Annotated in this window: 22 protein-coding genes; 16 read left to right on the forward strand and 6 right to left on the reverse strand. The window is 73.3% G+C overall.

Annotated elements, in window-relative coordinates:
• Window positions 1–872 precede the first annotated feature (872 nt).
• From I6A81_RS36010 to truA, 9 genes are all read left to right on the forward strand, one after another.
• On the forward strand, window positions 873–2495 hold the full coding sequence (locus tag I6A81_RS36010; RefSeq protein WP_203004547.1) for an HNH endonuclease signature motif containing protein: 1623 nt from the start codon (window positions 873–875) through the stop codon (window positions 2493–2495).
• A gap of 303 nt (window positions 2496–2798) precedes the next feature.
• Window positions 2799–3020, forward strand: a complete 222-nt coding sequence (gene infA / locus I6A81_RS36015) for a translation initiation factor IF-1 (protein ID WP_006541558.1) — start codon at window positions 2799–2801, stop codon at window positions 3018–3020.
• A 61-nt stretch (window positions 3021–3081) separates the two neighbouring features.
• Window positions 3082–3195, forward strand: a complete 114-nt coding sequence (rpmJ, locus tag I6A81_RS36020) for a 50S ribosomal protein L36 (protein WP_003956441.1) — start codon at window positions 3082–3084, stop codon at window positions 3193–3195.
• 267 nt (window positions 3196–3462) lie between these two features.
• Complete coding sequence (gene rpsM / locus I6A81_RS36025) at window positions 3463–3843, forward strand: 30S ribosomal protein S13 (protein WP_203004546.1); 381 nt, start codon at window positions 3463–3465, stop codon at window positions 3841–3843.
• Window positions 3844–3934: 91 nt separating this feature from the next.
• Window positions 3935–4345 carry a 30S ribosomal protein S11 gene (gene rpsK, locus I6A81_RS36030; RefSeq protein WP_203004545.1) on the forward strand — a complete coding sequence of 137 codons (411 nt, stop codon included), beginning with the start codon at window positions 3935–3937 and terminating at the stop codon, window positions 4343–4345.
• Window positions 4346–4383: 38 nt separating this feature from the next.
• Window positions 4384–5010 (forward strand): 30S ribosomal protein S4, encoded by a 627-nt coding sequence (gene rpsD, locus I6A81_RS36035; RefSeq protein WP_203004544.1) that lies wholly within the window; start codon window positions 4384–4386, stop codon window positions 5008–5010.
• A 576-nt stretch (window positions 5011–5586) separates the two neighbouring features.
• Complete coding sequence (locus tag I6A81_RS36040; protein WP_203004543.1) at window positions 5587–6642, forward strand: DNA-directed RNA polymerase subunit alpha; 1056 nt, start codon at window positions 5587–5589, stop codon at window positions 6640–6642.
• A 340-nt stretch (window positions 6643–6982) separates the two neighbouring features.
• Window positions 6983–7606, forward strand: coding sequence for a 50S ribosomal protein L17 (gene rplQ / locus I6A81_RS36045; protein WP_203004542.1), 624 nt, complete (start codon window positions 6983–6985; stop codon window positions 7604–7606).
• 181 nt (window positions 7607–7787) lie between these two features.
• Entirely contained in the window at window positions 7788–8621 is an 834-nt protein-coding gene (truA, locus tag I6A81_RS36050) for a tRNA pseudouridine(38-40) synthase TruA (protein WP_203004569.1), read from the forward strand.
• Here the strand turns inward: truA and I6A81_RS36055 are convergent.
• Window positions 8618–10126, reverse strand: coding sequence for a hypothetical protein (locus I6A81_RS36055; protein ID WP_203004541.1), 1509 nt, complete (start codon window positions 10124–10126; stop codon window positions 8618–8620). The two genes, truA and I6A81_RS36055, sit on opposite strands and share 4 nt — an antisense overlap.
• Window positions 10127–10438: 312 nt before the next feature.
• Here I6A81_RS36055 and rplM point away from each other — a divergent pair, with 312 nt between their 5' ends.
• The 4 genes from rplM to glmS all read left to right on the forward strand — a co-directional run bounded on the left by rplM (window position 10439) and on the right by glmS (window position 15295).
• Window positions 10439–10882, forward strand: coding sequence for a 50S ribosomal protein L13 (gene rplM, locus I6A81_RS36060; RefSeq protein WP_203004540.1), 444 nt, complete (start codon window positions 10439–10441; stop codon window positions 10880–10882).
• A gap of 37 nt (window positions 10883–10919) precedes the next feature.
• Window positions 10920–11327, forward strand: a complete 408-nt coding sequence (gene rpsI, locus I6A81_RS36065; protein WP_203004539.1) for a 30S ribosomal protein S9 — start codon at window positions 10920–10922, stop codon at window positions 11325–11327.
• A gap of 392 nt (window positions 11328–11719) precedes the next feature.
• A complete protein-coding gene (gene glmM / locus I6A81_RS36070) occupies window positions 11720–13144 on the forward strand; it encodes a phosphoglucosamine mutase (RefSeq protein ID WP_203004568.1) in 1425 nt (474 codons plus the stop codon).
• A 228-nt stretch (window positions 13145–13372) separates the two neighbouring features.
• Window positions 13373–15295 (forward strand): glutamine--fructose-6-phosphate transaminase (isomerizing), encoded by a 1923-nt coding sequence (glmS, locus tag I6A81_RS36075; RefSeq protein WP_203004538.1) that lies wholly within the window; start codon window positions 13373–13375, stop codon window positions 15293–15295.
• A 237-nt stretch (window positions 15296–15532) separates the two neighbouring features.
• Here the strand turns inward: glmS and I6A81_RS36080 are convergent, their stop codons facing one another.
• Entirely contained in the window at window positions 15533–16066 is a 534-nt protein-coding gene (locus tag I6A81_RS36080; RefSeq protein ID WP_203007441.1) for a hypothetical protein, read from the reverse strand.
• A gap of 60 nt (window positions 16067–16126) precedes the next feature.
• Between I6A81_RS36080 and alr the strand changes: the two genes are divergently transcribed.
• Window positions 16127–17278, forward strand: a complete 1152-nt coding sequence (alr, locus tag I6A81_RS36085; protein ID WP_203007442.1) for an alanine racemase — start codon at window positions 16127–16129, stop codon at window positions 17276–17278.
• Between the two features lie 12 nt (window positions 17279–17290).
• Here the strand turns inward: alr and I6A81_RS36090 are convergent, their stop codons facing one another.
• Window positions 17291–18955 carry a hypothetical protein gene (locus I6A81_RS36090; RefSeq protein ID WP_203007443.1) on the reverse strand — a complete coding sequence of 555 codons (1665 nt, stop codon included), beginning with the start codon at window positions 18953–18955 and terminating at the stop codon, window positions 17291–17293.
• 241 nt (window positions 18956–19196) lie between these two features.
• Between I6A81_RS36090 and I6A81_RS36095 the strand changes: the two genes are divergently transcribed.
• Complete coding sequence (locus tag I6A81_RS36095; protein ID WP_203007444.1) at window positions 19197–19559, forward strand: hypothetical protein; 363 nt, start codon at window positions 19197–19199, stop codon at window positions 19557–19559.
• Between the two features lie 237 nt (window positions 19560–19796).
• Window positions 19797–21056, forward strand: a complete 1260-nt coding sequence (locus tag I6A81_RS36100) for an alpha/beta fold hydrolase (protein WP_203007445.1) — start codon at window positions 19797–19799, stop codon at window positions 21054–21056.
• Here the strand turns inward: I6A81_RS36100 and tsaD are convergent.
• The 3 genes from tsaD to tsaB are packed head-to-tail and all read right to left on the reverse strand — an operon-like array spanning window position 21053 to window position 23486.
• Window positions 21053–22087, reverse strand: a complete 1035-nt coding sequence (tsaD, locus tag I6A81_RS36105; RefSeq protein WP_203007446.1) for a tRNA (adenosine(37)-N6)-threonylcarbamoyltransferase complex transferase subunit TsaD — start codon at window positions 22085–22087, stop codon at window positions 21053–21055. The two genes, I6A81_RS36100 and tsaD, sit on opposite strands and share 4 nt — an antisense overlap.
• Window positions 22084–22752, reverse strand: coding sequence for a ribosomal protein S18-alanine N-acetyltransferase (gene rimI, locus I6A81_RS36110; protein WP_203007447.1), 669 nt, complete (start codon window positions 22750–22752; stop codon window positions 22084–22086). The genes tsaD and rimI overlap by 4 nt, the downstream gene beginning before the upstream one ends.
• Window positions 22749–23486 (reverse strand): tRNA (adenosine(37)-N6)-threonylcarbamoyltransferase complex dimerization subunit type 1 TsaB, encoded by a 738-nt coding sequence (gene tsaB, locus I6A81_RS36115; protein ID WP_203007448.1) that lies wholly within the window; start codon window positions 23484–23486, stop codon window positions 22749–22751. The genes rimI and tsaB overlap by 4 nt, the downstream gene beginning before the upstream one ends.
• Window positions 23487–23498 lie beyond the last annotated feature (12 nt).

Below are 23498 nucleotides of genomic sequence, written 5' to 3' on the forward strand. Positions count from 1 at the left end.
TTCTGACCCGGCCATATGTCCGGCAGCTCGGTGCTCGGATGAAGTGATCTTCAAGTTCCGCGGAGCGCGGCCGCGTCCCCGCCCCGTCCGACGCCGTCCGTCCGGCGCGGTCCGTCCGGCGCGTCGGGCCCGGATCCCTTCGCCGCGGCGGGACGGTCGTCGGGGCGACATGGCCCCAGAACAGCGGTCGGTCGCGGCGCGGTGAAAAGGTCGTCCTGGCACGCGGGGTTGGTGTCCACGGTCGGCGGGGGATGTCGCCGGGGGATACAGGCGACCTTGCAGGGCCCAAGCCGTGACCGTCACGCCGGAACCTTGGCCATGCCGGAACCTTGGCCGGTCGGCCGGGTGCTGGTCCCGCCCGGCGTCGCGTCGGCGCCACGAGTCGGTCGGGTGGTCGGCGCGTTCCGCGGGGCGCGGAGATCGCCTGGGGTGTGGCGTCCGGGTTCGCGCGGGTGGTGCCGACGGCGCTCGGGAGGACGCGCGCCGCGGCTCGTCTCGGCCGGGCTCGAACCACCACCTGCACGCCCGGACCGGAGAGTTGGCGTCCCGCTCCGTCAAGGAGATGGCCGTGCGTCTCGCGAGGCGCCGTCGGTGGCACCGCCCCGCCCGACGCGCTCTTCCGCGGGATGGGCGGGTCGGCTGGTCGGCGCGTTCCGCGGAACGCGGAGGTCGCCCCCGCCGCGAGGCGCCGCTGAGGTTGGCGCGGCCGGGGGAGCCGGTGCCGCTCGTCAAGTGATCGTGAGCGTGGCGCCGGCCGCCGCCACGTTCCGCCGCCGCCCGGCCGCCCGGCCGCCCGGCCGCCGCGGAATTGTCGGACCAGGGTGGGAAGGTCGTCTCGTCGGTTGACGTGCTCCCTGCCCCGGGTGGTCGCGATGAATGACTCGAAGATCGGTTCTGCCCCGCTCGGCCCGTCTGTGCTCGACGTGGAGGCGGCCCCGTTGCCCGATCTGGAGCGGGAGATCTGCGGCTGGGCGGGACGGATCGCGGCTGCGACGTGCCGGATGCTTCTGGCGCTCGCCGCGTTCGACCGGCGGGGAGGCTGGTCGGGGCTCGGGATGGGAAGTTGCGCGCGGTGGTTGTCGTGGCGGTGCGGGCTGTCGCTCCGCGCGGCGCAGGAGCACGTCGCGGTCGCGCACGCGTTGGAGACGCTGCCCGCGGTACGCGCCGCGTTCGCGTCGGGGCAGCTGTCCTACTCGAAGGTGCGGGCCGTGGCGAGGGTCGCGGAGGGGGCCTCCGAGCAGACCTGGCTGTCTCATGCGCTGCACTGCACGGCAGGGCAACTGGAGCGGCTGGCGTCGCGCTACCGCCAGCTGACCGCCGACCCGGCCGAGGAGCGTGCCGCGCGCAGGGTGTCCTGGAGCACCCGCTCCGACGGGCTCTTCCGGCTGTCCGCGGTGCTGACGGCAGAGGAAGGCGCCCGGGTGGCGGCGGCGATCGACGCGGCACGGGCGAGCCTGGATGACACCACCCCGCTCCTCCCGGCCGAGGGCGGGCCGGCCGGCGCGCCGGCCGATGGGGAGCGCGTCCTGGTGCCCAGGGACCGACGCGCGGACGCCGACGCGCTGGTCGCCCTGGCCGACGGGTTTCGGCACCGGCCAGCGCCGGGCCTGATGGCCCCGTCGCGCACGGTAACGGTGCATGTCGACGCCGACACCCTGTTCGAGGCCCATCGGGAGGCGGGGGCGAGGCGCGGTGACCTTGGCGGCGTCGACGACGAGGCCACCCGGAACCGGCCGGATGAGGCCCCCGGGAACGCCGCGACCGGGACGGATCCGGTTAGTCGGCTCGCTCAAGGGCTCACACGCTGTGACGTCGAACCCGGCATCGGGCTGCCTCGCGCGGTGCTCCGTCGGCTCGGCTGCGACACCCTGGCCCGAGCGCTCATCCGGGACGGCGCGGGAAACCCTCTCGCGCTCGGCCGCCGCCGCCGGGTGCCGACTCGGCGGCTGCGGGAGGCGGTCTACGCCCGTGACCAGGGAATCTGCCAGTACCCAGGCTGCGCCCACACCCGCTGGCTCCAGATCCACCATCTGGTCGAATGGGCGGCGGGCAGGGGCGATACGGACCTGGAGAATCTGACGTTGGTGTGCAGCCGCCACCACGGCCTGATCCATGACGAGGACATCACGCTGCGCCGCGTGGATGGGACCATCGTCGCGGTCTTGCCCGACGGCCATGTGCTGACCCCGGCGCCCCGAGTGGATGCCGGGGAGCGGCCCGCCGAGACGCTCCTCCAGGCCACCGGACCGGTGGCCGCTGACGCGATCCACACCCGTGACGGCGGGCGGCTCAGCTGGGATGACTCCCTCTACGTCCTCCTCCAGCATCGCCACCGATCCGGTCCCTACCCCGCCGGTCACCGGCCTACCGGCGACGTGACCGTCGGTGACAACTGGCTCCTCGGCGGCGGAGCCGTCGGCGACCAGGCGGGCCGGCGTCGCGGGACCGAGAGGGGGGTGGACCTGACGGGAGCCGCCCTCGTCGGCGTGGGATAGGGAGCCTGGACCGCGGCGGGACCACGCCGTTCCCCAGCGAGGCCTCGGATTCGCCCTTGACGAACTGGACGCGTAGACTCTCAAGGCGGTGGTCTCTCGCGTCCGCCGTTCTGCGGTGATGTGTTTGCGGTCACAGCTGGCGTCCTGATCATGACCTGATGGTCACGACTCGGCGGTCGCGGCTGGCTTCGCCACATCTGGCAGGTCTCGTGGTCGTCCGGTCAGTGTTGACTGGTGCTGGGCGGTCCTGAACGGACGCGTCTGTCTGGGACCACAGACCCGCAAGTCAGGACAGTGGAGGACATGCCGAAGAAGGACGGGGCCATCGAGATCGAGGGCCGGGTCGTCGAGCCGCTCCCGAACGCTATGTTTCGGGTCGAGCTTCAGAATGGACACCGCGTTCTCGCCCACATCAGCGGCAAGATGCGCCAGCACTACATCCGGATTCTTCCGGAGGACCGGGTGGTGGTCGAACTGTCGCCCTACGACCTGTCCCGCGGACGCATCGTCTACCGCTACAAGTAGTTCGTTCCGTACCCATCACTCAAGCGCGGCCCGCGGCTGCGCCCGGGAGGTACCGGCAGCCGTGAAGGTCAAGCCGAGCGTCAAGAAGATCTGTGACAAGTGCAAGGTGATCCGTCGCCACGGGCGTGTCATGGTCATCTGCGACAACCTGCGTCACAAGCAGCGCCAGGGTTGATCCGACTCTGACCGCCGCGCGGACGGCCGGCCCCTCGGTGTGTGGGAGCCGGCCGGGCAGGGAGTAAGCTGATCCCTGTTTTGGGCGTGGCCTGGTAAGGCACGCCGAGTACAAGCGTCGTCAGGGCGCGGTGGGGCCGTTCGTACCGCTGGTACGGGCGGCAGCCCGCGTTGCAACCCCCGGTCGGAGGCCGGGGCCTCGTCGGCTGTGAACGGCCGGAGAGGGCGACGGCGCTCGATACCTCCGCATGAGGAAGGATCCACCTTCATGGCACGCCTTTCCGGCGTTGACCTTCCCCGCGAGAAGCGGGTCGAGATCGCTCTGACGTACATCTTCGGGATCGGGCGTACCCGGTCGAAGGAGACCCTGACGGCCACCGGGGTCAACCCGGACACTCGGGTCCGTGACCTGACCGAGGAAGAGGTCGTCAAGCTGCGCGACTGGATCGACGCGAACTACCGCGTCGAGGGTGACCTGCAGCGGGAGATCAAGCAGGACATCCGGCGCAAGATGGAGATCGGCTGCTACCAGGGTCTCCGCCACCGGCGCAACCTCCCCGTGCACGGTCAGCGGACGCACACCAACGCCCGCACCCGCAAGGGCCCGCGTCGCGCCATCGCCGGCAAGAAGAAGGCCGGCAAGAAGTAGTCACCGGTCCCGCCGCCCCTGAGGTCAGCATCTCGGGGTGGCCTCACCGGCCGTTGACCGACGACCTCGCAGACGGAGATCACGACAGCACATGCCTCCCAAGACCCGCGCCGGCGGCGCCGCCGTCAAGAAGGTGCGCCGCAAGGAAAAGAAGAACGTCGCCCACGGGCACGCGCACATCAAGAGCACCTTCAACAACACGATCGTCTCGATCACGGACCCGACCGGCAACGTGATCTCCTGGGCCTCCGCCGGCCACGTCGGCTTCAAGGGCTCCCGTAAGTCCACGCCGTACGCCGCGCAGATGGCCGCCGAGAACGCCGCGCGCAAGGCCCAGGAGCACGGCATGCGCAAGGTGGACGTGTTCGTGAAGGGCCCCGGCTCCGGCCGGGAGACCGCGATCCGGTCGCTGCAGGCTGCTGGCCTCGAGGTCGGCACCATCCAGGACGTCACCCCCACTCCGCACAACGGCTGCCGCCCGCCGAAGCGGCGCCGCGTCTGACCGCCGGTCGATAACGGACGAGAGAGAAGAAGGACGAGATGGCCCGTTATACCGGCCCAGACTGCAAGCGCTGCCGTCGCGAGAAGACGAAGCTGTTTCTCAAGGGCAGCAAGTGCGAGTCGCCGAAGTGCCCGATCGAGATCCGGCCCTACCCGCCGGGTGAGCACGGCCGGGGTCGCACCAAGGACTCCGAGTACCTGCTCCAGAAGCGCGAGAAGCAGAAGTGCGCCCGGATCTACGGCGTGCTGGAGAAGCAGTTCCGCGGCTACTACGACGAGGCGAACCGGCGCACCGGCAAGACCGGTGACGAACTGCTGAAGATTCTCGAGTCGCGGCTGGACAACGTCATCTACCGCGCAGGCTTCGCCCCCTCCCGGGACGCGGCTCGCCAGGCGGTGCGGCACGGCCACGTGCAGGTGAACGGCGGCAAGGTCGACATCCCGAGCTACCGGGTCAGCGAGAACGACATCGTCGAGATCGCGCCGAAGTCGCGGGAGCTCACCCCGTTCATCGTGGCCCGGGAGACCGCCGGCCAGCGCACCGTCCCGGCCTGGCTCGAGGTCATCGCCAGCCAGATGCGGATCCTGGTGCACGCACTGCCCGCCCGTAGCGTCATCGACACCCAGGTGCAGGAGCAGCTGATCGTCGAGCTCTACTCCAAGTAAGGCGAATCGGCTCGGAGGTCGCTGGCGCGACCGCTCGCCGATTCGCCGTCGGGGCGCGGGGCGCCCCGACTTGGCCTGGTACCGGGTGGGACCCGAAGTGCGGGGTTCGTCCTGGTCGGGGCAGGAACCGTGGTCCGGTTTGGATCAAGGTTGCTGGTGTGGTTGCTCGCCGATTCGCTGTCGGGGCGCGGGGCGGCCTGGCCCGGCCTGGTACCTGGTGGGACCTGAAGTGCGGGGTTCGTCCTGGTCGGGGCAGGAACCGTGGTCGGGTTTCGGCTCGAAGGTTGCTGGTGTCGCCGGTTGCGGATTCGTGGTCGGCGCGGGGCGCCCCGAGCTGGCCTGGTTTCGGGACGGGTGCCGGTGGCGGGCCTGTTTTGATGGTGATTGCGGTGCCTTCGGCCGTCGGGGAGACCCGGCGGCCGTTGGTGATGTCCGGCCCGCTCCCGCTAGGGGCGTGGACGGGCGCACAATGACATACGGCGGGCGTGCGGACCGAAGCCGCTCGCCGTCGCTTCCCTTGAGGAAGCACCTGCACGGCGTCATATGGCGGGCGCCGTGGTCGGAAGGAAGTAGCTCATGCTGATCGCTCAGCGTCCCACCCTCGTTGAGGAGCCGATCGCCGAGTTCCGGTCCCGGTTCGTAATCGAGCCGCTGGAGCCGGGCTTCGGCTACACCCTCGGCAACTCGCTGCGTCGCACCCTGCTGTCGTCCATCCCGGGCGCGGCGGTGACGAGCATCCGGATCGACGGTGTGCTGCACGAGTTCTCCACGGTCCCCGGGGTCAAGGAGGACGTCACCGACCTGATCCTGAACCTCAAGGAACTGGTCGTCAGCTCGGACAACGACGAGCCGACCGTGATGTACCTGCGCAAGCAGGGCCCTGGTGAGGTCACCTCGGCCGACATCGCGCCGCCGGCCGGTGTCGAAGTCCACAACCCCGACCTGCACCTGGCCACCATCAACGACAAGGGCAAGCTCGAGATCGAGCTGACCGTCGAGCGTGGTCGTGGCTACGTCAGCGCGGCGCAGAACAAGCAGCCTGGTCAGGAGATCGGCCGTATTCCGATCGACTCGATCTACTCGCCGGTCCTCAAGGTCACCTACAAGGTCGAGGCGACCCGAGTCGAGCAGCGGACCGACTTCGACCGGCTGATCGTCGACGTCGAGACCAAGCCGTCGATCTCGCCGCGCGACGCGATGGCGAGCGCCGGCAAGACCCTGGTCGGCCTGTTCGGGCTGGCCCAGGAGCTCAACGCCGAGGCCGAGGGCGTCGACATCGGCCCGTCCGCGGCCGACCAGGCGCTGGCGGCCGACCTCGCGCTGCCGATCGAGGAGATGGACCTCACCGTCCGCTCCTACAACTGCCTGAAGCGCGAGGGCATCCACACGATCGGCGAGCTGGTCTCGCGCAGCGAGGCGGACCTGCTCGACATCCGCAACTTCGGTCAGAAGTCGATCGACGAGGTGAAGACCAAGCTGGGTGCCATGGGCCTGCAGCTCAAGGACTCCCCGCCCGGGTTCGACCCGCGGCAGGCGGTCGACACCTACGGGACCGACACGTACAGCCCGCCGTTCTCCGCCGGTCACCACGACGACGACGGCAGCGAGTACGTCGAGACCGAGCAGTACTGAGTTTCTGGTTCGGGTCTTCGCTCCGTCGGGGGCGCCAGTGAGGCCATCTCGCTTCGCTCGTGGCCTCCGGGCGCACCCGACTACGCGAAGACCTCGGGTACAGGTTGACTCGTAAGATCTGCAAGACCTGTTCGACCAGCAAGACCTGTTCGCAGGGATCCACGTTGGATGGGGCTTCGGAGCCGACCGGGGCGCCGGAGCTCCGTCCAACCTGGTCCGTCCTGGGCCGGCCGGCCCAGGACGGACCGCCGCCGCTGGACTCGCCCGTCTCGGGCGGGGCCTGGGGCCGTGGAAGTGTCCGTCCCGGTCGTTAGTGACCACGAAGGAACGAGGGAACTCGATGCCTACTCCGACGAAGGGCGCTCGGCTCGGCGGTAGCCCGGCGCACGAGCGGCTAATGCTCGCGAACCTGGCCACCTCGCTGTTCGAGCACGGCGCGATCACCACGACCGAGGCGAAGGCGAAGCGGCTGCGCCCGTACGCCGAGCGGCTGGTCACCTTCGCCAAGCGCGGCGACCTGCACGCCCGCCGCCACGTGATGCGCGTGATCCGGGACAAGTCGGTCGTGCACGAACTGTTCACCGAGATCGGTCCCCGTTACGCGAACCGTAACGGTGGCTACACCCGGATCACCAAGGTCGGCTTCCGCAAGGGCGACAACGCGCCGCTGGCCCGCATCGAGCTGGTCGAGGCGCTGACGGTCGGCCAGTCGGCCGTCGCCGAGGCGGAGCGCGCCCGCGGCACCCAGTTCGCCGCCCGCAAGGCACCGACCGGCGCGACCGCCGAGGCCGCGGCCGACCTGGCCAGCGAGTCCCCGACCGCCGCCGCCGTGGCGCTGGAGGCCGAGGAGGCCAAGGCCACCGACACGGTCGAGGCGACCGCCGACGACTCGGCCGCCGAGACCCCGGCCGAGCCGACGGAAGCCGCCAAGGACGACACCAAGGACGACGCCAAGGACGCCTGACGGCCTCCGGCACGCGGCCCTTGGCAAGGGAGCCCGTCCCCCGTCGTGGGAGGCGGGCTCCTCGCCGTTCCGGACCCGGGGTGGGTAAGAAGGGACCGGCTGACAGAGCGCGGGGGAAGGTGCGATCGTGAACCTTCCGATCGCGGCAGACAAGGAGCGAAGGCAGGGAGATGCGAGCGCCTTGACCACCAGCGGCGCCGACGGCCTCCAGCGGCTACGGATCGATCTCGCGTACGACGGGACACCGTTCGCCGGCTGGGCACGTCAGCCGGGTCAGCGCACGGTGCAGGGCGACGTGGAGGATGCCCTGATGCGGGTGGCCCGGCTGTCCGCCGTGCGACTCACCGTCGCCGGCCGCACGGACGCCGGGGTACACGCGGTCGGGCAGGTGGCGCACGTCGACCTGCCCGCCGAGGTCCCGCTCGGCGGGCTCGCCCGCCGCCTCAACGGGGTGCTCGACCGCGCGGTCCGGGTCACCGGGCTCGCGCCAGCGCCGGCCGGCTTCGACGCGAGATTCTCCGCGTTGTCCCGCCGGTACGCCTACCGGATCAGCGACGCTCCCTACGGCGTGAACCCGCTGCGCAGGCACGACACCCTTGCCTGGCCCCGCCCGCTGGACCCGGAGACGATGCGGCTGGCCGCGCTGTCCCTGCTCGGTGAACACGACTTCGCCGCGTTCTGCCGCCGTCGGGAGGGCGCGACGACCATTCGGACGCTGCTGCGCCTGGACGTGCGGCGCGCCCCCGACGGGGTGTTGGTAGCCGACGTCGAGGCGGACGCGTTCTGCCATTCGATGGTCCGGGCGCTGGTCGGCGCGCTGGTCGCGGTCGGGGAGGGGCGCCACCCCGCCCGCTGGGTACCCCAGGTGCTGGGCAGAGCGGTGCGGGACCCGGGAGTGACCGTGCTCCCGGCTCACGGGCTCACCCTCGTCGAGGTCCGGTACCCGCCCGACTCCGACCTCGCCGCCCGGGCGGCGGTCACCCGGGCCGTCCGGGTCTCCACCCTGTCTGGCTAGGACCCGGCCGAGGGTGTGGCCGAGGCCGAGGGTGCGGCCGAGGGCGCGCTGCTCTGGTCGGAGCCCAGCGCGGGGGCGCGGTACCCACGGCCGAGCAGCAGGCGGTCCTCGAGCGGCTGGGTGGCCAGGGCCCGCAGGTCCTCGGCCACGGCCAGCGCCGCCTGGTCGTCGGCCCCGGCCGCGGAACCATCGGAGTAGGCGAACTGCACGACGATCGCGTAGTGCCCGAACGGCGTCGCGGTCCGCAGCTCGTTGTCGCCGTTCGGCCCGCTGATCTTCCCTCCGGGCAGGGCCCCGTCGGGCAGCGGCAGCGGTGTCACCCCGCCGGCGCGCCTCCCCAACAGGTCCGACGCCTGCTTCGCCGTCTCACTGTTGTCGACGACGAGGACGGCGACCCCGGCGAGCAGCCGCCGGCCGCCCTCGCCCGGCTCGCCCAGGTAGAGCGCCCGGACGAGCTGGCGGCACGCCGGCCCGGTGACGACGGGCGCGGTGGTCACTGGCGCTGAGGCCGCCGGGGCGGAGGCGGCCGGCGCCGAAGCCCCGGGTGCCGCCGGCGTGGATGCCGGCGCCGCCGGCGCCGCGGCCGGGCGGTTGAGCGCGCCGCCGAGCTCGCCGGTCAGGTCGGGGCAGCCCTCATCGAGCTTCTGGGCGATCCGGGTGTAGGTGTGGTCTCCCGCGGGGAAGACGGCGTCCCGGAAGAACTCGCCCGCGATCACCGGGTCGGTGTCGGTGACGATGGAGTCCAGGAAGTTCTTGGGTACCGGCTGCACCGTTGGCAGGGGCGTGGCGTTCGAGGCACCGTCGCCGTCGTCCGAGCTGGTCATCGTCCGGTAGGTCACCGCCACCACGACCAGCACGAGGACCGGGATCAGCACACGCAGCCAGCGGCGGCGGCGCGGCGGCCCGCCGTCGTCGAAGTCCTCGTCGTCGTAACCGTCGTCGTCGAAACTTTCGTCGCCGGCGTGGCCGTCAGGGGCGTCCGGGCCGTCCGAGTCGTCCGACCAGCGGTGGGGCGCCACCGCGCCGAGGTCGGCCGTGAAGAGAGGTCCGCGGCGCGGCGCGGCGACGAAGACCTCGTCACCGCGGCCGTAGTCGTCCTCCACCTCGTACTCGCCGTCGTCATCCCGGCCGTCGTCGTACGCGCCGTCGTCTTGGCCGTCGTCGTCCTGGTCATCGTCATATTGGCCGTCGTCGTACGCGCCGTCGTCGTAGCCGCCGCCGGAGGGGTGGCCGTCGGAGCGGCCGCCGCCGGCGGGCCTGCCGTCCTCGACGGGGCGGGGCGTGTCCGCCCGCGGCCGGGAAAAGCCGCCGGTCGACGGACCCAGCGGGCCGAAGAGCGGGTCGTCGGCCGGCGGGTCCCAGCTGTCCTTCCCGGCGACCCGGGGAACGCGCCGCGGGCCCCAGCCCGCCGCGCCGCCCGGCGGGTCCCAGCCGCCGCCGCCGGGACCGACGGGTCCGGCGTGCTCAAACCGATCGCTGCCCGGCCCTGGATCCGTGCCGCTCATTCGGCCCACGGTAGTGGATTATTTCGATCTTTCGGCTATGTGCCCCTCTGCCCGGCCTGGGCGGCGGGCGGCGCGCTGTTCCGCTTACGCGTGGACGGGACGGGACGCTGGCGACTGGACCCGCGGGGAGCCTGGTAACCTCAAGGACTGCGACGCGTGACATCACTGTCGACGCGCGCGCCCTAGTTCTCGACCCTAGTTTCTCGACGCGCTTGCCGTCGGTTGGGCCCTGGCGTGGCTGAGCTGCCTTCGTGGCTGAGCCCAGGGCCGAGCCAGGCGGAGTGAGCGTCGTCCCGACGAGAAGGCAAACCTGTGCGCACGTACCAGCCCAAGCCCGCGGATGTCCAGCGTGCATGGCACGTCATCGACGCCAGCGACGTCGTCCTCGGCAAGCTGGCGAGCCAGGCTGCCCAGTTGCTGCGTGGCAAGCACAAGCCGTACTACGCCCCGCACATCGACACCGGTGACTTCGTCATCGTCGTGAACGCAGGCAAGGTGGCGCTGTCCGGAGCGAAGCGGGAGCAGTCGCAGTACCACCGCCACTCGGGCTACCCGGGCGGTCTGCGTAGCACCAGCTACGGCGAGCTGCTTGACACCCGGCCGCAGCTGCTCATCGAGAAGGCCATCAAGGGCATGCTCCCGAAGAACAAGCTCGGCCGTGCCCAGGCGAGCAAGCTGAAGGTCTACGCGGGCCCGACTCACCCGCACCAGGCCCAGCAGCCGCAGCCGTACGAGATCACCCAGGTCGCGCAGTAGCCGCGGACCCGATTTCCACCAAAGGAAGGAACGCGACGTGGCTGTCGTGACCGACGTCCAGGGCAACCCGCGGGCGACCGGCCGCCGCAAGGAGGCTGTTGTCCGGGTGCGCCTGCTGCCCGGCTCCGGGAACTGGTCCCTCAACGGGCGCTCCCTGGAGGACTACTTCCCGAACAAGGTGCACCAGCAGCTCGTCAACGAGCCGCTGAAGGCCCTTGACCGGGCCGAGACGTACGACGTCGTGGCCCTGCTGCACGGCGGCGGCGTGTCCGGCCAGGCCGGCGCGCTGCGGCTCGCGCTCTCCCGGGCGCTCATCCTCGCCGAGGAGGACTCCCGGCCCACGCTGAAGAAGGCCGGCTTCCTCTCCCGGGACGCCCGGGTCAAGGAGCGCAAGAAGTACGGCCTCAAGAAGGCCCGCAAGGCGCCCCAGTACTCGAAGCGGTAGCAGGGGCCAAAATCGGCAGGACCGCCGTGTGGCCGCCTGGCGGGCGGCTTCCCGGTGGATCGCTGGGCGAAAAGAGAACTGGACTGCGACGATTCCCGTCTGTCGGAATTTCGGCAGGCGGGTTTTGTCGTGCGCCGGGTTCGTTGGCCTTGGTCGGCGGGCCGGAGGTGGCGCCGCGCGCTTGACTCGTGGGGGGTCGGTGGGGACGCGCGCCGCGTCGGTGAAAATGTGACCCTGCCTACCAAAGGAGGTGGGTAGGTCCTGGCGCGTGATTCTCGGCGCGGCCGGGTCGGGGCGGTCCGGTGGCGTGGAACGGGTGGTTCGTCGGGAGGTCACCGGCGATCGGGCCGCCGGGTGATCGGGTGTGCGAGTCCAAGGGTTGGGGGACGGCGATGGGCCGGCTGTTCGGTACCGATGGCGTGCGCGGCGTGGCCAACGCCGACCTGACCGCCGAGCTGGCTCTGCGGCTGGCCGAGGCCGCGGTCGAGGTACTCACCGAGCACCGGGCCGCATCTGCCCGTGAGGAGACCCGGGCCGTGTCCGCCCCCGAGGCGGTCACGGGGTCGGCCAGGGCGGGCCGGCCGGTGGTCGTGGTCGGGCGCGACACCCGGCCGTCGGGCGAGTTCCTGGAGGCCGCCGTCGTCGCCGGGCTTGCCTCCCGGGGCGCGGACGTCATCCGGGTCGGCGTGGTGCCGACGCCGACGGTCGCGCACATCGTCGCCGCTACCGGCGCCGACCTCGGCGTGATGCTGTCGGCTAGCCACAACCCGATGCCCGACAACGGGATCAAGCTCTTCGCGGCGGGCGGGCACAAGCTGCCCGACGAGGTCGAGGACGAGATCGAGGCCCGGCTGGCCAGCCCGCCGGGCGAGCGCCCGACCGGCGCCGCGGTGGGGCGGGTCCGCGACGAACCCGGCTACATCGCCGGCCTCGTCGACGGGTACGTCCGGCATCTGCTGTCCACCCTGCCCGTCTCGCTGGACGGCCTGCGGGTCGTCGTCGACTGCGCCCAGGGCGCCGCCTCGGCGCTCGCGCCGAAAGTGCTGCGCGCGGCCGGCGCCGAGGTGGTCGCCCTGCACGCCGACGGCGACGGAGAGCGCATCAACGACGGCTCCGGGGCCACCCACCTGGACAGCCTGCGCGCCGCCGTCGTCGCGCGCGGCGCGGACGCGGGGATCGCGCACGACGGCGACGCGGACCGGTGCCTCGCGGTGGACGCCGCGGGCGAGGTGGTCGACGGCGACCAGATCATGGCGGTGTGCGCGCTGGCACTGGCCGAGCGCGGCGAGCTGACCGACCGCCGGGTGGTGGTGACGGTCATGTCCAACCTGGGCTTCCACCAGGCGATGCGGGAGGCCGGGATCGAGGCTCTCGCCACCCCCGTGGGCGACCGGTACGTGCTCGCCGAGATGCGCCGCGTCGGCGTCGCGCTCGGCGGCGAGCAGAGCGGCCATGTGGTCTTCCTCCGGCACGCGACCACCGGCGACGGCCTGCTCACGGCGCTCGCGCTGCTTGGGCGGATGCGCGAGACCGGCCAGCCGCTGGGCGAGCTGGCCAAGGTGATGACCCGGCTGCCTCAGGTGCTGGTGAACGTGCGCGGCGTGGACCGCGCCGGCGTGTCCGCTTCGGCGGCCCTGGCGGCCGCCGTGGCCGCCGCGGAGGCGGAGCTGGGGGACGAGGGCCGGGTGTTGCTCCGTCCCTCCGGCACCGAGCCGCTGGTCCGGGTGATGGTCGAGGCGCCCACGGACGCGCAGGCCCGCGAGGTCGCCACCCGCCTCGCCGAGGTCGTCGAGCGGGAGCTCTCGATCACCAGCTGAGCCCACGAACGCGGCTTGAGCAGAGATTTAGCCATTGTGTCGCGATCTGTGCCATATCCGTAATTCACGGATTTATATCCCATTGTCGCGGCGCAAACCGGTCTACTGTCGCGAGAGTGCCGGCTTGGCTGGGGCTTTCGTCACACTCCGGCGCGGCTGTCCGCTGAATCATTCAGAGCTTCACGGGTCCGTGGGCACGCGCGGGCGGGCCTGCGTACGCTGAGCGACATGTGCGGGATCATCGGCTACGTGGGAGAGCAGTCGGCTCTCGAGGTCGCCCTTGGCGGCCTGCGCCGGCTCGAGTACCGGGGGTATGACTCGGCCGGAATCGCCGTGGTCGGCGCCGGCGCGCTGCGGGTCGTCCGCCGGGCCGGGAAGCTGTCGAACCTCGAGAAAGCGCTGGCCGAGAGCGACGACGGCGCGGTGGTCGGCGAGTCGATGGCCGGCACGACGGGCATGGGCCACACCCGCTGGGCGACGCACGGCGGCCCGACGGACGTCAACGCCCACCCGCACACCGACTGCACCGGCGCGATCGGCGTCATCCACAACGGCATCATCGAGAACTTCACGACGCTTCGGGCCGAGCTGTTCGCCGCCGGGCACGAGCTGGCCAGCGAGACCGACACCGAGGTCGTCGCCCACCTGCTGGAGGCCGAGCTCGGCCGCCCCGGCAGCGGCGAGGCGAACGCGGTCGCGGTCGCGGAGGGCGTCGAGGGAGGCCGCCACCCGCTCACCGAGGCGGTCCGCCGGGTCTGCCAGCGCCTGGCGGGCGCGTTCACGCTGGTGGTGCTGCACCGCGACTTCCCCGACGTCGTCATCGGCGCCCGTCGCAACAGCCCGCTGGTCATCGGGCTCGGCGAGGGCGAGACCTTCCTGGCCAGCGACGTCTCCGCGTTCATCGCGCACACCCGCGACGCGCTCGAGATCGGGCAGGACCAGATCGTCGAGGCGCGCCGCGACGGGGTGAGCGTCATCGACTTCGCCGGAGAGCCGGTCGAGGGCCGGCCCTACCACATCGACTGGGACGCCAGCGCCGCCGAGAAGGGCGGCTTCCCGTACTTCATGCTCAAGGAGATCAGCGAGCAGCCGACGGTGCTCGCCGACACGCTGCGCGGCCGGCTGTCGGCGGACGGCGCGATCGTGCTCGACGAGGAGCGCCTGTCCGGCGAGGACTTCCGCGACATCGACAAGGTCTTCATCGTCGCCTGCGGCACCGCCTACCACGCCGGTCTGATCGCCAAGTACGCCATCGAGCACTGGACGCGGCTGCCCTGCGAGGTCGAGATGGCCTCGGAGTTCCGCTACCGCGACCCGGTGCTCGACCGGTCGACGCTCGTGGTCGCGATCAGCCAGAGCGGCGAGACGCTGGACACGCTGATGGCGGTCAAACACGCCCGGGAGCAGAAGGCCCGGGTGCTGGCGATTTGCAACACCAACGGGTCGACGATCCCGCGCGAGTCCGACGCGGTGCTCTACACCCGCTGCGGCCCGGAGGTGGGCGTCGCCGCGACGAAGACCTTCCTCGGGCAGGTCGCCGCCTGCCTGCTCGTCGGGCTCTTCCTCGCGCAGGCCCGCGGCGTGCTCTACGGCGACGAGGTCGGCGCCTACGTCGAGAAGCTGCAGAAGATGCCCGACCTGGTGGCCCGCACGCTGGGCACCGTCGGCCCGGTGCGCGAGCTCGCCCACAGCCTGGCCGGCGCGCGGACGGTGCTCTTCCTCGGCCGCCACGTCGGCTACCCGGTGGCCCTGGAGGGCGCGCTCAAACTCAAGGAGCTCGCCTACATGCACGCCGAGGGCTTCCCGGCCGGGGAGCTCAAGCACGGCCCGATCGCGCTGGTCGAGCAGGGGGTGCCGGTGGTGGTCGTGGTGCCCTCGCCGCGTGGGCGGGCGGTGCTGCACGACAAGGTCGTGTCGAACATCCAGGAGGTCCGGGCCCGGGGCGCGCGGACGATCGTGATCGCCGAGGAGGGCGACCACCTGGTCGAGCCGTTCGCCGACCACCTGATCCGGGTGCCGGCGACGCCGTCGCTGTTCGCGCCCCTCGTGACGACGATCCCGCTGCAGGTCTTCGCCTGCGAGCTGGCGCTCGCCCGCGGCCTCGACGTCGACCAGCCCCGCAACCTGGCCAAGTCGGTCACGGTCGAATAAGGCGGTCGGCTCAAGGTCGCCCTCGGGGCGACCATCGCCGCTCCGCCGTCGGGGCGCTGGGCGCCCCGACCAACCTGGTGCCGGGGTACGGGCCGAGAGCCTGGGGCAGGCCTGGTCCGGGGTCGGCGTGCCGGTTGGGTTCGGTTCGGCTGGGTGCCGTTGGACGGCGCGGGAGTCGCTTCGGCTGGGTGGCGGTGGGGGCGCCGAGGGCGCTTGCGCGGCCGTCGGCGCCGCGGTCTAGTCGGCCGGGCCTGTGGTGGCGCGGTCGTGGTGCCAGCGGACGGTGGCCTCCCAGAGGGCGTCCGCCAGGTCCTCGTTGTCGTCGGCGAGGTCCAGGACGAGGTCGACCAGGTCGTCCTTGGGCAGCCCGGCGAGGAACACGCCGACGGCGGCCCGGACGTAGTCCTCGTCCGCCTCGTCGGCCTCGTCGTCGTCGGCGTGCACCGAGCCGGTCGCCGCCAGCGCCACCGCGACGCCATGCGGGCACAGCCGGGTCGCGCTCGCGGCCTCCTGGCAGGTGCACTCCTGGTACGGGCCGTCCTCGCCCACCGACAGCTTGACGGCGAACTCGCCGTCGTCGTCGACGGTTCCCGAGGCGTCGCTCGGCCGGATCCGCAGGTCGGCGACCCGGCCGAGCAGCGCGAGCCCGACTCCGCGGGTGAAGGTCTCGGCGCCCGCGAGCGTGGCGCAGGCGGTCTCGGTGAAGGCCGCCTCGAGCGGCGTGAGGATGACCTCGTCGTGCGGGCCGTCCCCGGAAACCCTGATGATCACCGTCCAATCCTACGTACGGTGCACGGGATCGACGACGGCGGCTGGGTAGTGTGCTGAATTATGAGCGAGCCGACCGTCGGCGCGGGGCCGCGCGCCCACGCCACCGTCGACCTGGACGCGGTGCGTGAGTCCACCGCCACGCTGGTCGCCCGAGCGGGGTCCGCCGCCACGATGGCGGTGGTCAAGGCGGACGGCTACGGCCACGGCATGATCCCGTGCGCACGGGCGGCGCTCGACGCCGGCGCGACCTGGCTCGGGGTCACCGGCATCGAGGAGGCGCTGGCCCTGCGGGCCGCCGGCCTCACGGCGCCGGTGTTCTCGTGGCTCATGGCTCCGGGGGAGCCGCTGGCCGACGCGGTCGCCGCGGACATCGACCTGTCGGCCTCCGCCGGCTGGGCGCTGGACGAGATCGCCGCGGCGGCCCGGGTGGCCGGCCGCCCGGCGCGGGTGCACCTCAAGGCCGACACCGGGCTTGGGCGCTCGGGTGCCGCCTCCGCCGACTGGCCGGCCCTCTGCGACGCCGCCGCGGCGCTGCGCGCCGAGGGGGTCCTCGACGCCGTCGGCGTGTGGAGCCACTTCGCGTTCGCCGACGCCCCCGGCCACCCGACCGTGCGGGGGCAGATCGGCCAGTTCATCGAGGCGGTCGAGGTGGCCGAGAAGGCGGGCCTGCGGCCCCAGGTCCGCCACCTGGCGAACTCGGCCGCCACCCTGGTCAGCCCGGAGGCGCACTTCGACCTGGTCCGGCCGGGAATCTCCATCTACGGGCTCTCGCCCGGCCCGGAGGTCGGCCGTTCGGCGGAGCTGGGGCTGCGCCCGGCGATGCGGCTGACGGCGCGGGTCGCGCTCGCCAAGCGGGTGCCGGCCGGCAGCGGCGTCTCCTACGCCCACCGCTACGTCACCCCGGCCGAGACCACACTCGCGCTGGTGCCGGTGGGCTACGCCGACGGGGTGCCGCGCGCGGCGACGAACCTCGGTGAGGTGCTCCTCGCGGGCCGGCGGCGGCGGATCGCCGGGACGGTGTGCATGGACCAGTTCGTCGTCGACGTCGGCGACGACCGGGTCGAGGCCGGCGACGAGGTGGTGCTGTTCGGGCCCGGCGACGGCGGCGAGCCGACCGCCGACGACTGGGCCGCCGCGCTCGGCACCATCAACTACGAGATAGTCACCCGGATCGGCCCGCGCGTCCCTCGCGGGTACCTGGGCGGCGGCTGAGCGGCGCGGCGGCTAGCCGGCGAGCACGGCCCGGGCGGTCCTGGCGAGCGCCTCGGGATCACCGGCCAGCGGGACCGGCGGGGCCGGCGTCGACACGGTCGGGCCGGACGCGGCCGGCTGGGACGCTGCCGGCTGGGACGCTGGCGCGGTCGCTGGCGCCGCGACGCACAGCGTGACCACGACGACCCGGCTGCCCGCCCGCGCCACCAGCTGGCTCGCGGAACGGGTGGCCTCGTCGCCGAGCCCCGGGACCGCCACCGGGGCGGACGCGGCGGTGGGCGTCCCGGAGACGCACCCGGAGGGCGTCGGCGGGCCCACCGGGGCTCGCAGCAGCTCGTACTGGGTGTGCGCGGCCGCGGCGTTCGGCAGGTCGAACCTGGAGACGGCCAGGCTTCCCAGCTCCCAGGCGTACGGGCTGGCCTGCCATGAGCAGGACACCTCGTCGATCCGGAGACCTGCCTGGGTGAGCCCGGACTGTTCGACGACGTCGGCCTGAACGGGCTCGCCCCCCGGCGCGTCGCCGAGCACCGCGGCGATCTCGCCGGCCCGCGGCAGCGGGCAGGGCGGCCGCGCCACGCCGAGCGCGCCGGCGGGCCGCCACTGGCCGTCGGTGTAGAGCAGCGAGGTGCCCAGCCACGACGCCGCCGTCTCGAACGACGGCTGGCCGGGGTTGGCGGCAGCCGGGCCTTCCCGGACGCCGTCGGGGCCGACGGTGACCACCTGGTGCTCACCGTCGACGAGCAGCACGACTTCGAGGCGCCACCGGCAGTCGCAGGTGGCCGTCATCGTGGCCACCAGGATCGACGCGGTGCGGCCCGGCTCGATCTCGACCGCCGACGAGCCGGGCGGGCGGGGCACGGCGTCCGTCGGCAGCTCGATCAGCCCGGAGGTGCGGCGTTCCAGGTCGACGGTCACCGCTCCGGCGTCCGCCAGCGCCCGCGCCCGCGGGAGGTTTCGCGTCGGCGTCGCCCATTGCCGGTCGTCCTGACTGGTGGTCGCCGAGCAGGTGAGCAGGTTCGCCCGGGTGGGCGCCGGAGCCAGGATGTCGACGCGCGCCGCGAAGCCGAGCACCCGGACCGGCTGGTCCCGGCGCGCGCTGATGTCGAGCCGCAGCGGCGAGATGTCCGCGGGCACCGCGCCGATCGAGGCGGCCCAGGCGGCGCGGCCGGAGCAGTCGTCGCGCCCGCCCGGCGGCGGCGGAACCTGGTCGGCCGGCCGGGTGGTCAGATAGCTCTGACCGAGTACCTCGGGGGCCGGCGCCGAGCCGTCCGGGCCGGCGACGGCGCGGTCCGGGTCGGCCTGGGCCGCGATCCGCAGCGCCTCGGAGCACAGCACGCCCGGTTCGTCGCAGCCGCCTCCGGCGGGACCGGCGCCGCCTGCCCCGACGAGCCAGACGGCGCCGCCCGCGGCCGCGAGCAGCAGGAACGCGCCCGCTGCGGCAAGGCCTCGGCGGTGGCCGGAGCGGAGAAAGCCGGAGCGGAGAAGGCCGGGGCGGCGAAGACCGAGGCGGCCAAGAGCGTTGCCCAGAAACCGCCAGGCGGCGTCGGCGGCCGCCCGGCCCAGTCGCGCGAGCGGGCCGTCCGGCGTGTCCGGGTCACGGGCTGACCCGACCTGGTCCCACGGCGAGCCGTCGGGGGCGGGGCCGTCGGGTCGCGAGGAGTCTCCGAAACGGGACATGTCGCCTCCTCCTCCCGCGGCCTCCCACGGCCGGGCCGCATGGGAGCCCACGATCATCATGTCCGCGCGGCGGTCGAGTCGCCATACACCGGACGGCTTCGGCGAGACGGCTTCGGCGAGACGGCTTCGCGGGTTGGACCTACCGTCAAACGGTGGGCACGGTGGCCGGGTACCGCCTTCAGACGCGGTGGCCGGTTTCTCGCCCTCGACCAAGCCACGGACAGCGCGAGGAGGAGACGACGTGAGGCTCTGGCGGCACGGTGGCCGGCACACGGCCACGGCAACCATCCCGCTCGGTGCGCGGGACGACCCGACGGACCTGGACGAACTCGACGAACTAGACGAACTCGACGGACCGGGCGGACTCGATGGACTCGACGGGTCGGGCGGCGCCCCGGGCGGGCGCGGGACCGGTGGCCCGGTCCTGCTGGCGCTCACCACCCGCGAGCAGGTCGAGAAGGCCCAGGTCGAGAAGGCCGAGGTCGAGAAGGCCGCGGCGGCCGGCGCTCCGAAGATGGTCCGGGTCCGTCCGGGACGAGGCGCGTTCGGCGGCGCCGCGGCCAGCGGCGGCGGCGGTTGCGGCGGCGGCGGCTGTTCCCACTGACGAGCCGTCGCGGCGCGCTGCCAGGCCTGTCGCGGGGCGGCGGAACGCGCTTCGGGCCGCCCGTCGCCCGTCGCCCGTCGCATGCTCGAAGGCGGCGTTCCAGGACAAGGCGGCGTTCCGAGGACAGGCGGTGTTCCGAAGGAAGGCGGCGTTCCGGGGGAAGAAGGCATCATCGAGGACAGGCCGGTCGCGACCGGCCGGTAACGTCGGTGGGGTCGGTGAACGGCGAGGTGGTCGGTGGTAGGCACGGCGGCGGGGGTCGGCGATCTGGCGCGTAACGCCGCCGCCGGCGCCGCGGACCTGGTAGGCGCGGCCGCGGCGTCCAAGGCGGTCCGGCGGGCCGGTGGCGGCCTTGGCATCGCCGGGGCGGTCGTCGCGGCCGGCCTGATCGCCGAGCGGCGGGCGACCAGACGGGCCAGGGCCCTGCCGGACGTTCCCGAGGACCTACGGCCCGGGCCGCTAGCCGGCCGGGCAACCACCGTGGTCGCCACGGACGGGGTCCCGCTGCACGTCGTCGAGAGTGACGGCCGGGCGGGTGGGCGCCGGTGGGCGCCGGCCACGCCGACGCTGGTGTTCGCGCACGGGTTCTGCAACACGGCCGACTCGTGGTGCTTCCAGCAGCGCGAGCTGGCCGACCTCGGCCCGATGGTGTTCTACGACCAGCGGGCGCACGGCCGGTCCGGGCCGTCCGAGGTGGCCCGCTGCACGATCGACCAGCTGGCCGACGACCTGTTTGCCGTGCTGACGGCGCGGGTGACGAGCGGGCCGGTGGTGCTGGTCGGCCATTCGATGGGCGGGATGACGATCCTCGGCCTGGCCGAGCGCCACCCCGAACTGTTCGAGGAGCGCGTGGTCGCCGTGGCGCTGCTGTCGACCAGCGCCGGCGACCTGGCGCGGGTGACGTTCGGCTTACCTGTCGGAGTGACCGCGGCGGTCCGCCGGGTGCTGCCGGGCCTCGCCGTCGGCATGCGGCACGCCCCGCCACTGCTCGAGCGGGCCCGCCGACGCGGCAGCGACCTGGCCTACTCGATCACCCGGCGGGTCGGGTTCGGCACCACCGACGTGCCGCCGTCCGTGGTGGAGTTCCTGGAAGGCGAGATCGCGAACACGCCCATCCCGGTGATCGGGTCGTTCCTGCCGACACTGCTCGACCATGACAAGCTCGCCGCGGCGGCCGTGCTGCGCAACGTCCCGACCCTGCTGATGGTCGGCGACCACGACCTGATGACCCCGCTGCCGCACAGCCGCACACTCGCCGACGCGCTGCCCGAGGCCGAACTCGCCGTCGAGGAGGGCGCCGGGCACGCCCTGCCGTTGGAGCGTCCCGACGCGGTCAACGAGCGTGTCCGCGCGCTCATCGGCCGGGCGCACCCGGCCCGCCGCGTCCGGCCGGCCTGGCCGTGGCAGCGGGCGTCCGAACGGCCCGGGCCCGACCGTTCGGACACCGGCCGGCCGGACACCGGCCGTTCGGACACTGACCGTTCGGACGCCCGCTAGACCCCGAGCGGGAGGGTCGACGAGGCGGGCAGGTCCAGCGGGGACGGCGCGGTGCCCGCCTCGACCTGGAGCGCGCCGAGCGCGGCCACCATCGCGCCGTTGTCGGTACACAACCCCGGCCGGGGCACCCGCAGCGTGATGCCCGCCGCCTCGCAGCGTTGCGCGGCGAGCGCGCGCAGCCGGCTGTTCGCGGCCACGCCGCCGCCGATGACCAGCGTCTCGACACCGTGTGCCCTGGCGGCCGCGACCGCCTTCGCGGTGAGCACGTCGACGACCGCCTCCTGGAACGACGCGGCGACGTCCGCGACCGGCACCGGCTCGCCGGCCCGGCGGCGCGCCTCCACCCAACGGGCCACCGCCGTCTTCAGCCCGCTGAAGGAGAAGTCGAAGGTGCCGTCGCCGGCCTTGCCGCGCGGGAAAGGGATCGTGGCCGTGCCCTCGCGGGCCGCCCTGTCGATGGGCGGACCGCCGGGGAACGGCATCCCGAGCAGCCGGGCCACCTTGTCGTAGGCCTCGCCGGCGGCGTCGTCGACCGTCGCGCCCAGCGAGACCACCGGCGCCCGCGCCAGGTCCTCGACCAGCAACAGCGACGAGTGTCCCCCGGACACCAGCAGCGCGATCGACGGGGACGGCAGGGGGCCGTGCTCCAGGGTGTCCACGGCGACGTGCGCGGCCAGGTGGTGCACGCCGTAGAGCGGGACCCCCAGCGCCAGCGCGTATGCCTTCGCCGCCGCCACGCCGACAAGCAGCGCGCCGGCCAGGCCTGGGCCGGCGGTGACGGCGACCGCGTCGACGTCAGCCGGCCGGGCACCGGCGGTGGCCAGCGCCCGCTCGATCGTCGGCACCATCGCCTCGAGGTGCGCACGGGCCGCGATCTCCGGCACCACGCCGCCGTAGCGAGCGTGCTCGTCGACCGACGAGGCGAGCGCGTCGGCGAGCAGCACGCCGTCGCGCACCAGCCCGACACCGGTCTCGTCGCAGGACGTCTCGATCCCGAGGACCAACGGCCCCCGAGCGGTCGACTGGCTCATGGCGCTCCCTCCGCGGCCGTGCGCCATTCGGCACGCGCGGCTCTGTCCTTCTCGGCAAGGGCGGCCGTGGCGTCCTTCTCGGCAAGGGCGGCCCTGTTCTTCTCGGCAAGGGCGGCGCTGTCTTTTTCGGCGAGGGCGGCGCTGTCTTTTTCGGCGAGGGCGGCCGCGGCCGCGTCGAGCTGGGCGCCGTAGCCGGCCGTGTCGATCGGGCGGGCCCGCATGACGTAGGCGTCGCCGCCGGAAGGCTGGTAGTAGTTGCGGCGCAGCGCGACGTCGACGAAGCCGAGCCGGGTGTAGAGCGCGCGGGCGGCCCGGTTCTCGGTACGCACCTCCAGCCCGCAGCTGCGCGCGCCGCGCCGGCGGGCCTCCCGCAGGAGCGCGACCATCAGCTGGGCGCCCAGCCCGTGTCCACGGTGGCCGGGGTGCACGCCGACCGTCTGGATGTAGGCCTCGTCGTCGGTCACCGCGAGCCCCGCGTACCCCACGACCCGGCCGCCCGACAACGCGACGAGGTAATGCCGGCTGGCCCCCTGGGCGAGCTCGGACCAGAACATCTCGGGGGTCCACGGGTCGACGTCGAAGACGGCCCGTTCCAGCTCGGCGAGCTCGGCGAGATGCCACCAGCGCAGCGGCGCCAGCTCGACACCGGGTGCTGCCAGGCTCACGAAGACACCGCCTTGGCCGGATGCGGCTCGGCGGCGTCCGGACGGCGCAGGTAGATGGGGATCAGCGGCTCGGGGGCACGCCCGGCGAGCAGGTCGGGCGCGGCGAGGGCCGCGAGCAGGGCCGGGTCCGGGTAGGCGGGCACCGTGGCGCCCTCGGCGCCGTCGCCGGCCGCGCTGTCGAGAGCGACGCTGTCGCCGGCGGCGCTGTCGAGAGCGACGGCCGCCGGGCCGGCGGCGGCGAAGGCCGCGAACGCGTCCGGGTAGGGGGCCAGGCCGGGGCCGGTGACCGTGCCGACGCCGTCGGCGCGCAGCAGCTCGGCCGCCCGCGTGGGCGCGTGGACCGCTGGGCCGGCGATCCGGTGGCCGTCGGCGTAGCCGGCCCAGAAGACCTCGCGCCGGCGCGCGTCGGTGACCACGCCGGCCCGACCGCGGGTCGCGGCGCCGATCCCGTCCAGCGAGCAGACGCCGAAACAGGGCAGCCCAAGCGCCGCCGCGAACGTGCCGGCGGTGACGATCCCGACCCGCAGGCTGGTGAACGGCCCCGGGCCCAGCCCGACGACCACGGCGGCGAGCTGGGAGGGCCGCACGCGAGCCTCGGCCAGCACCGCTCGCATGAGCGGCGCGAGCAGCTCGCCGTGCCGCCGGGCGTCCACCGCCTGGCGGGCCGCCAGCGTCCGAGGCGGGCTCGCCGGCGCCGCGACGGCCGTGCCTACGGCGCCCTCGTTCGCGACCATGCCGGCCGTCGC

Source organism: Frankia nepalensis, from assembly GCF_016786325.1.
Taxonomy (GTDB): Bacteria; Actinomycetota; Actinomycetes; order Frankiales; family Frankiaceae; genus Pseudofrankia; species Pseudofrankia nepalensis.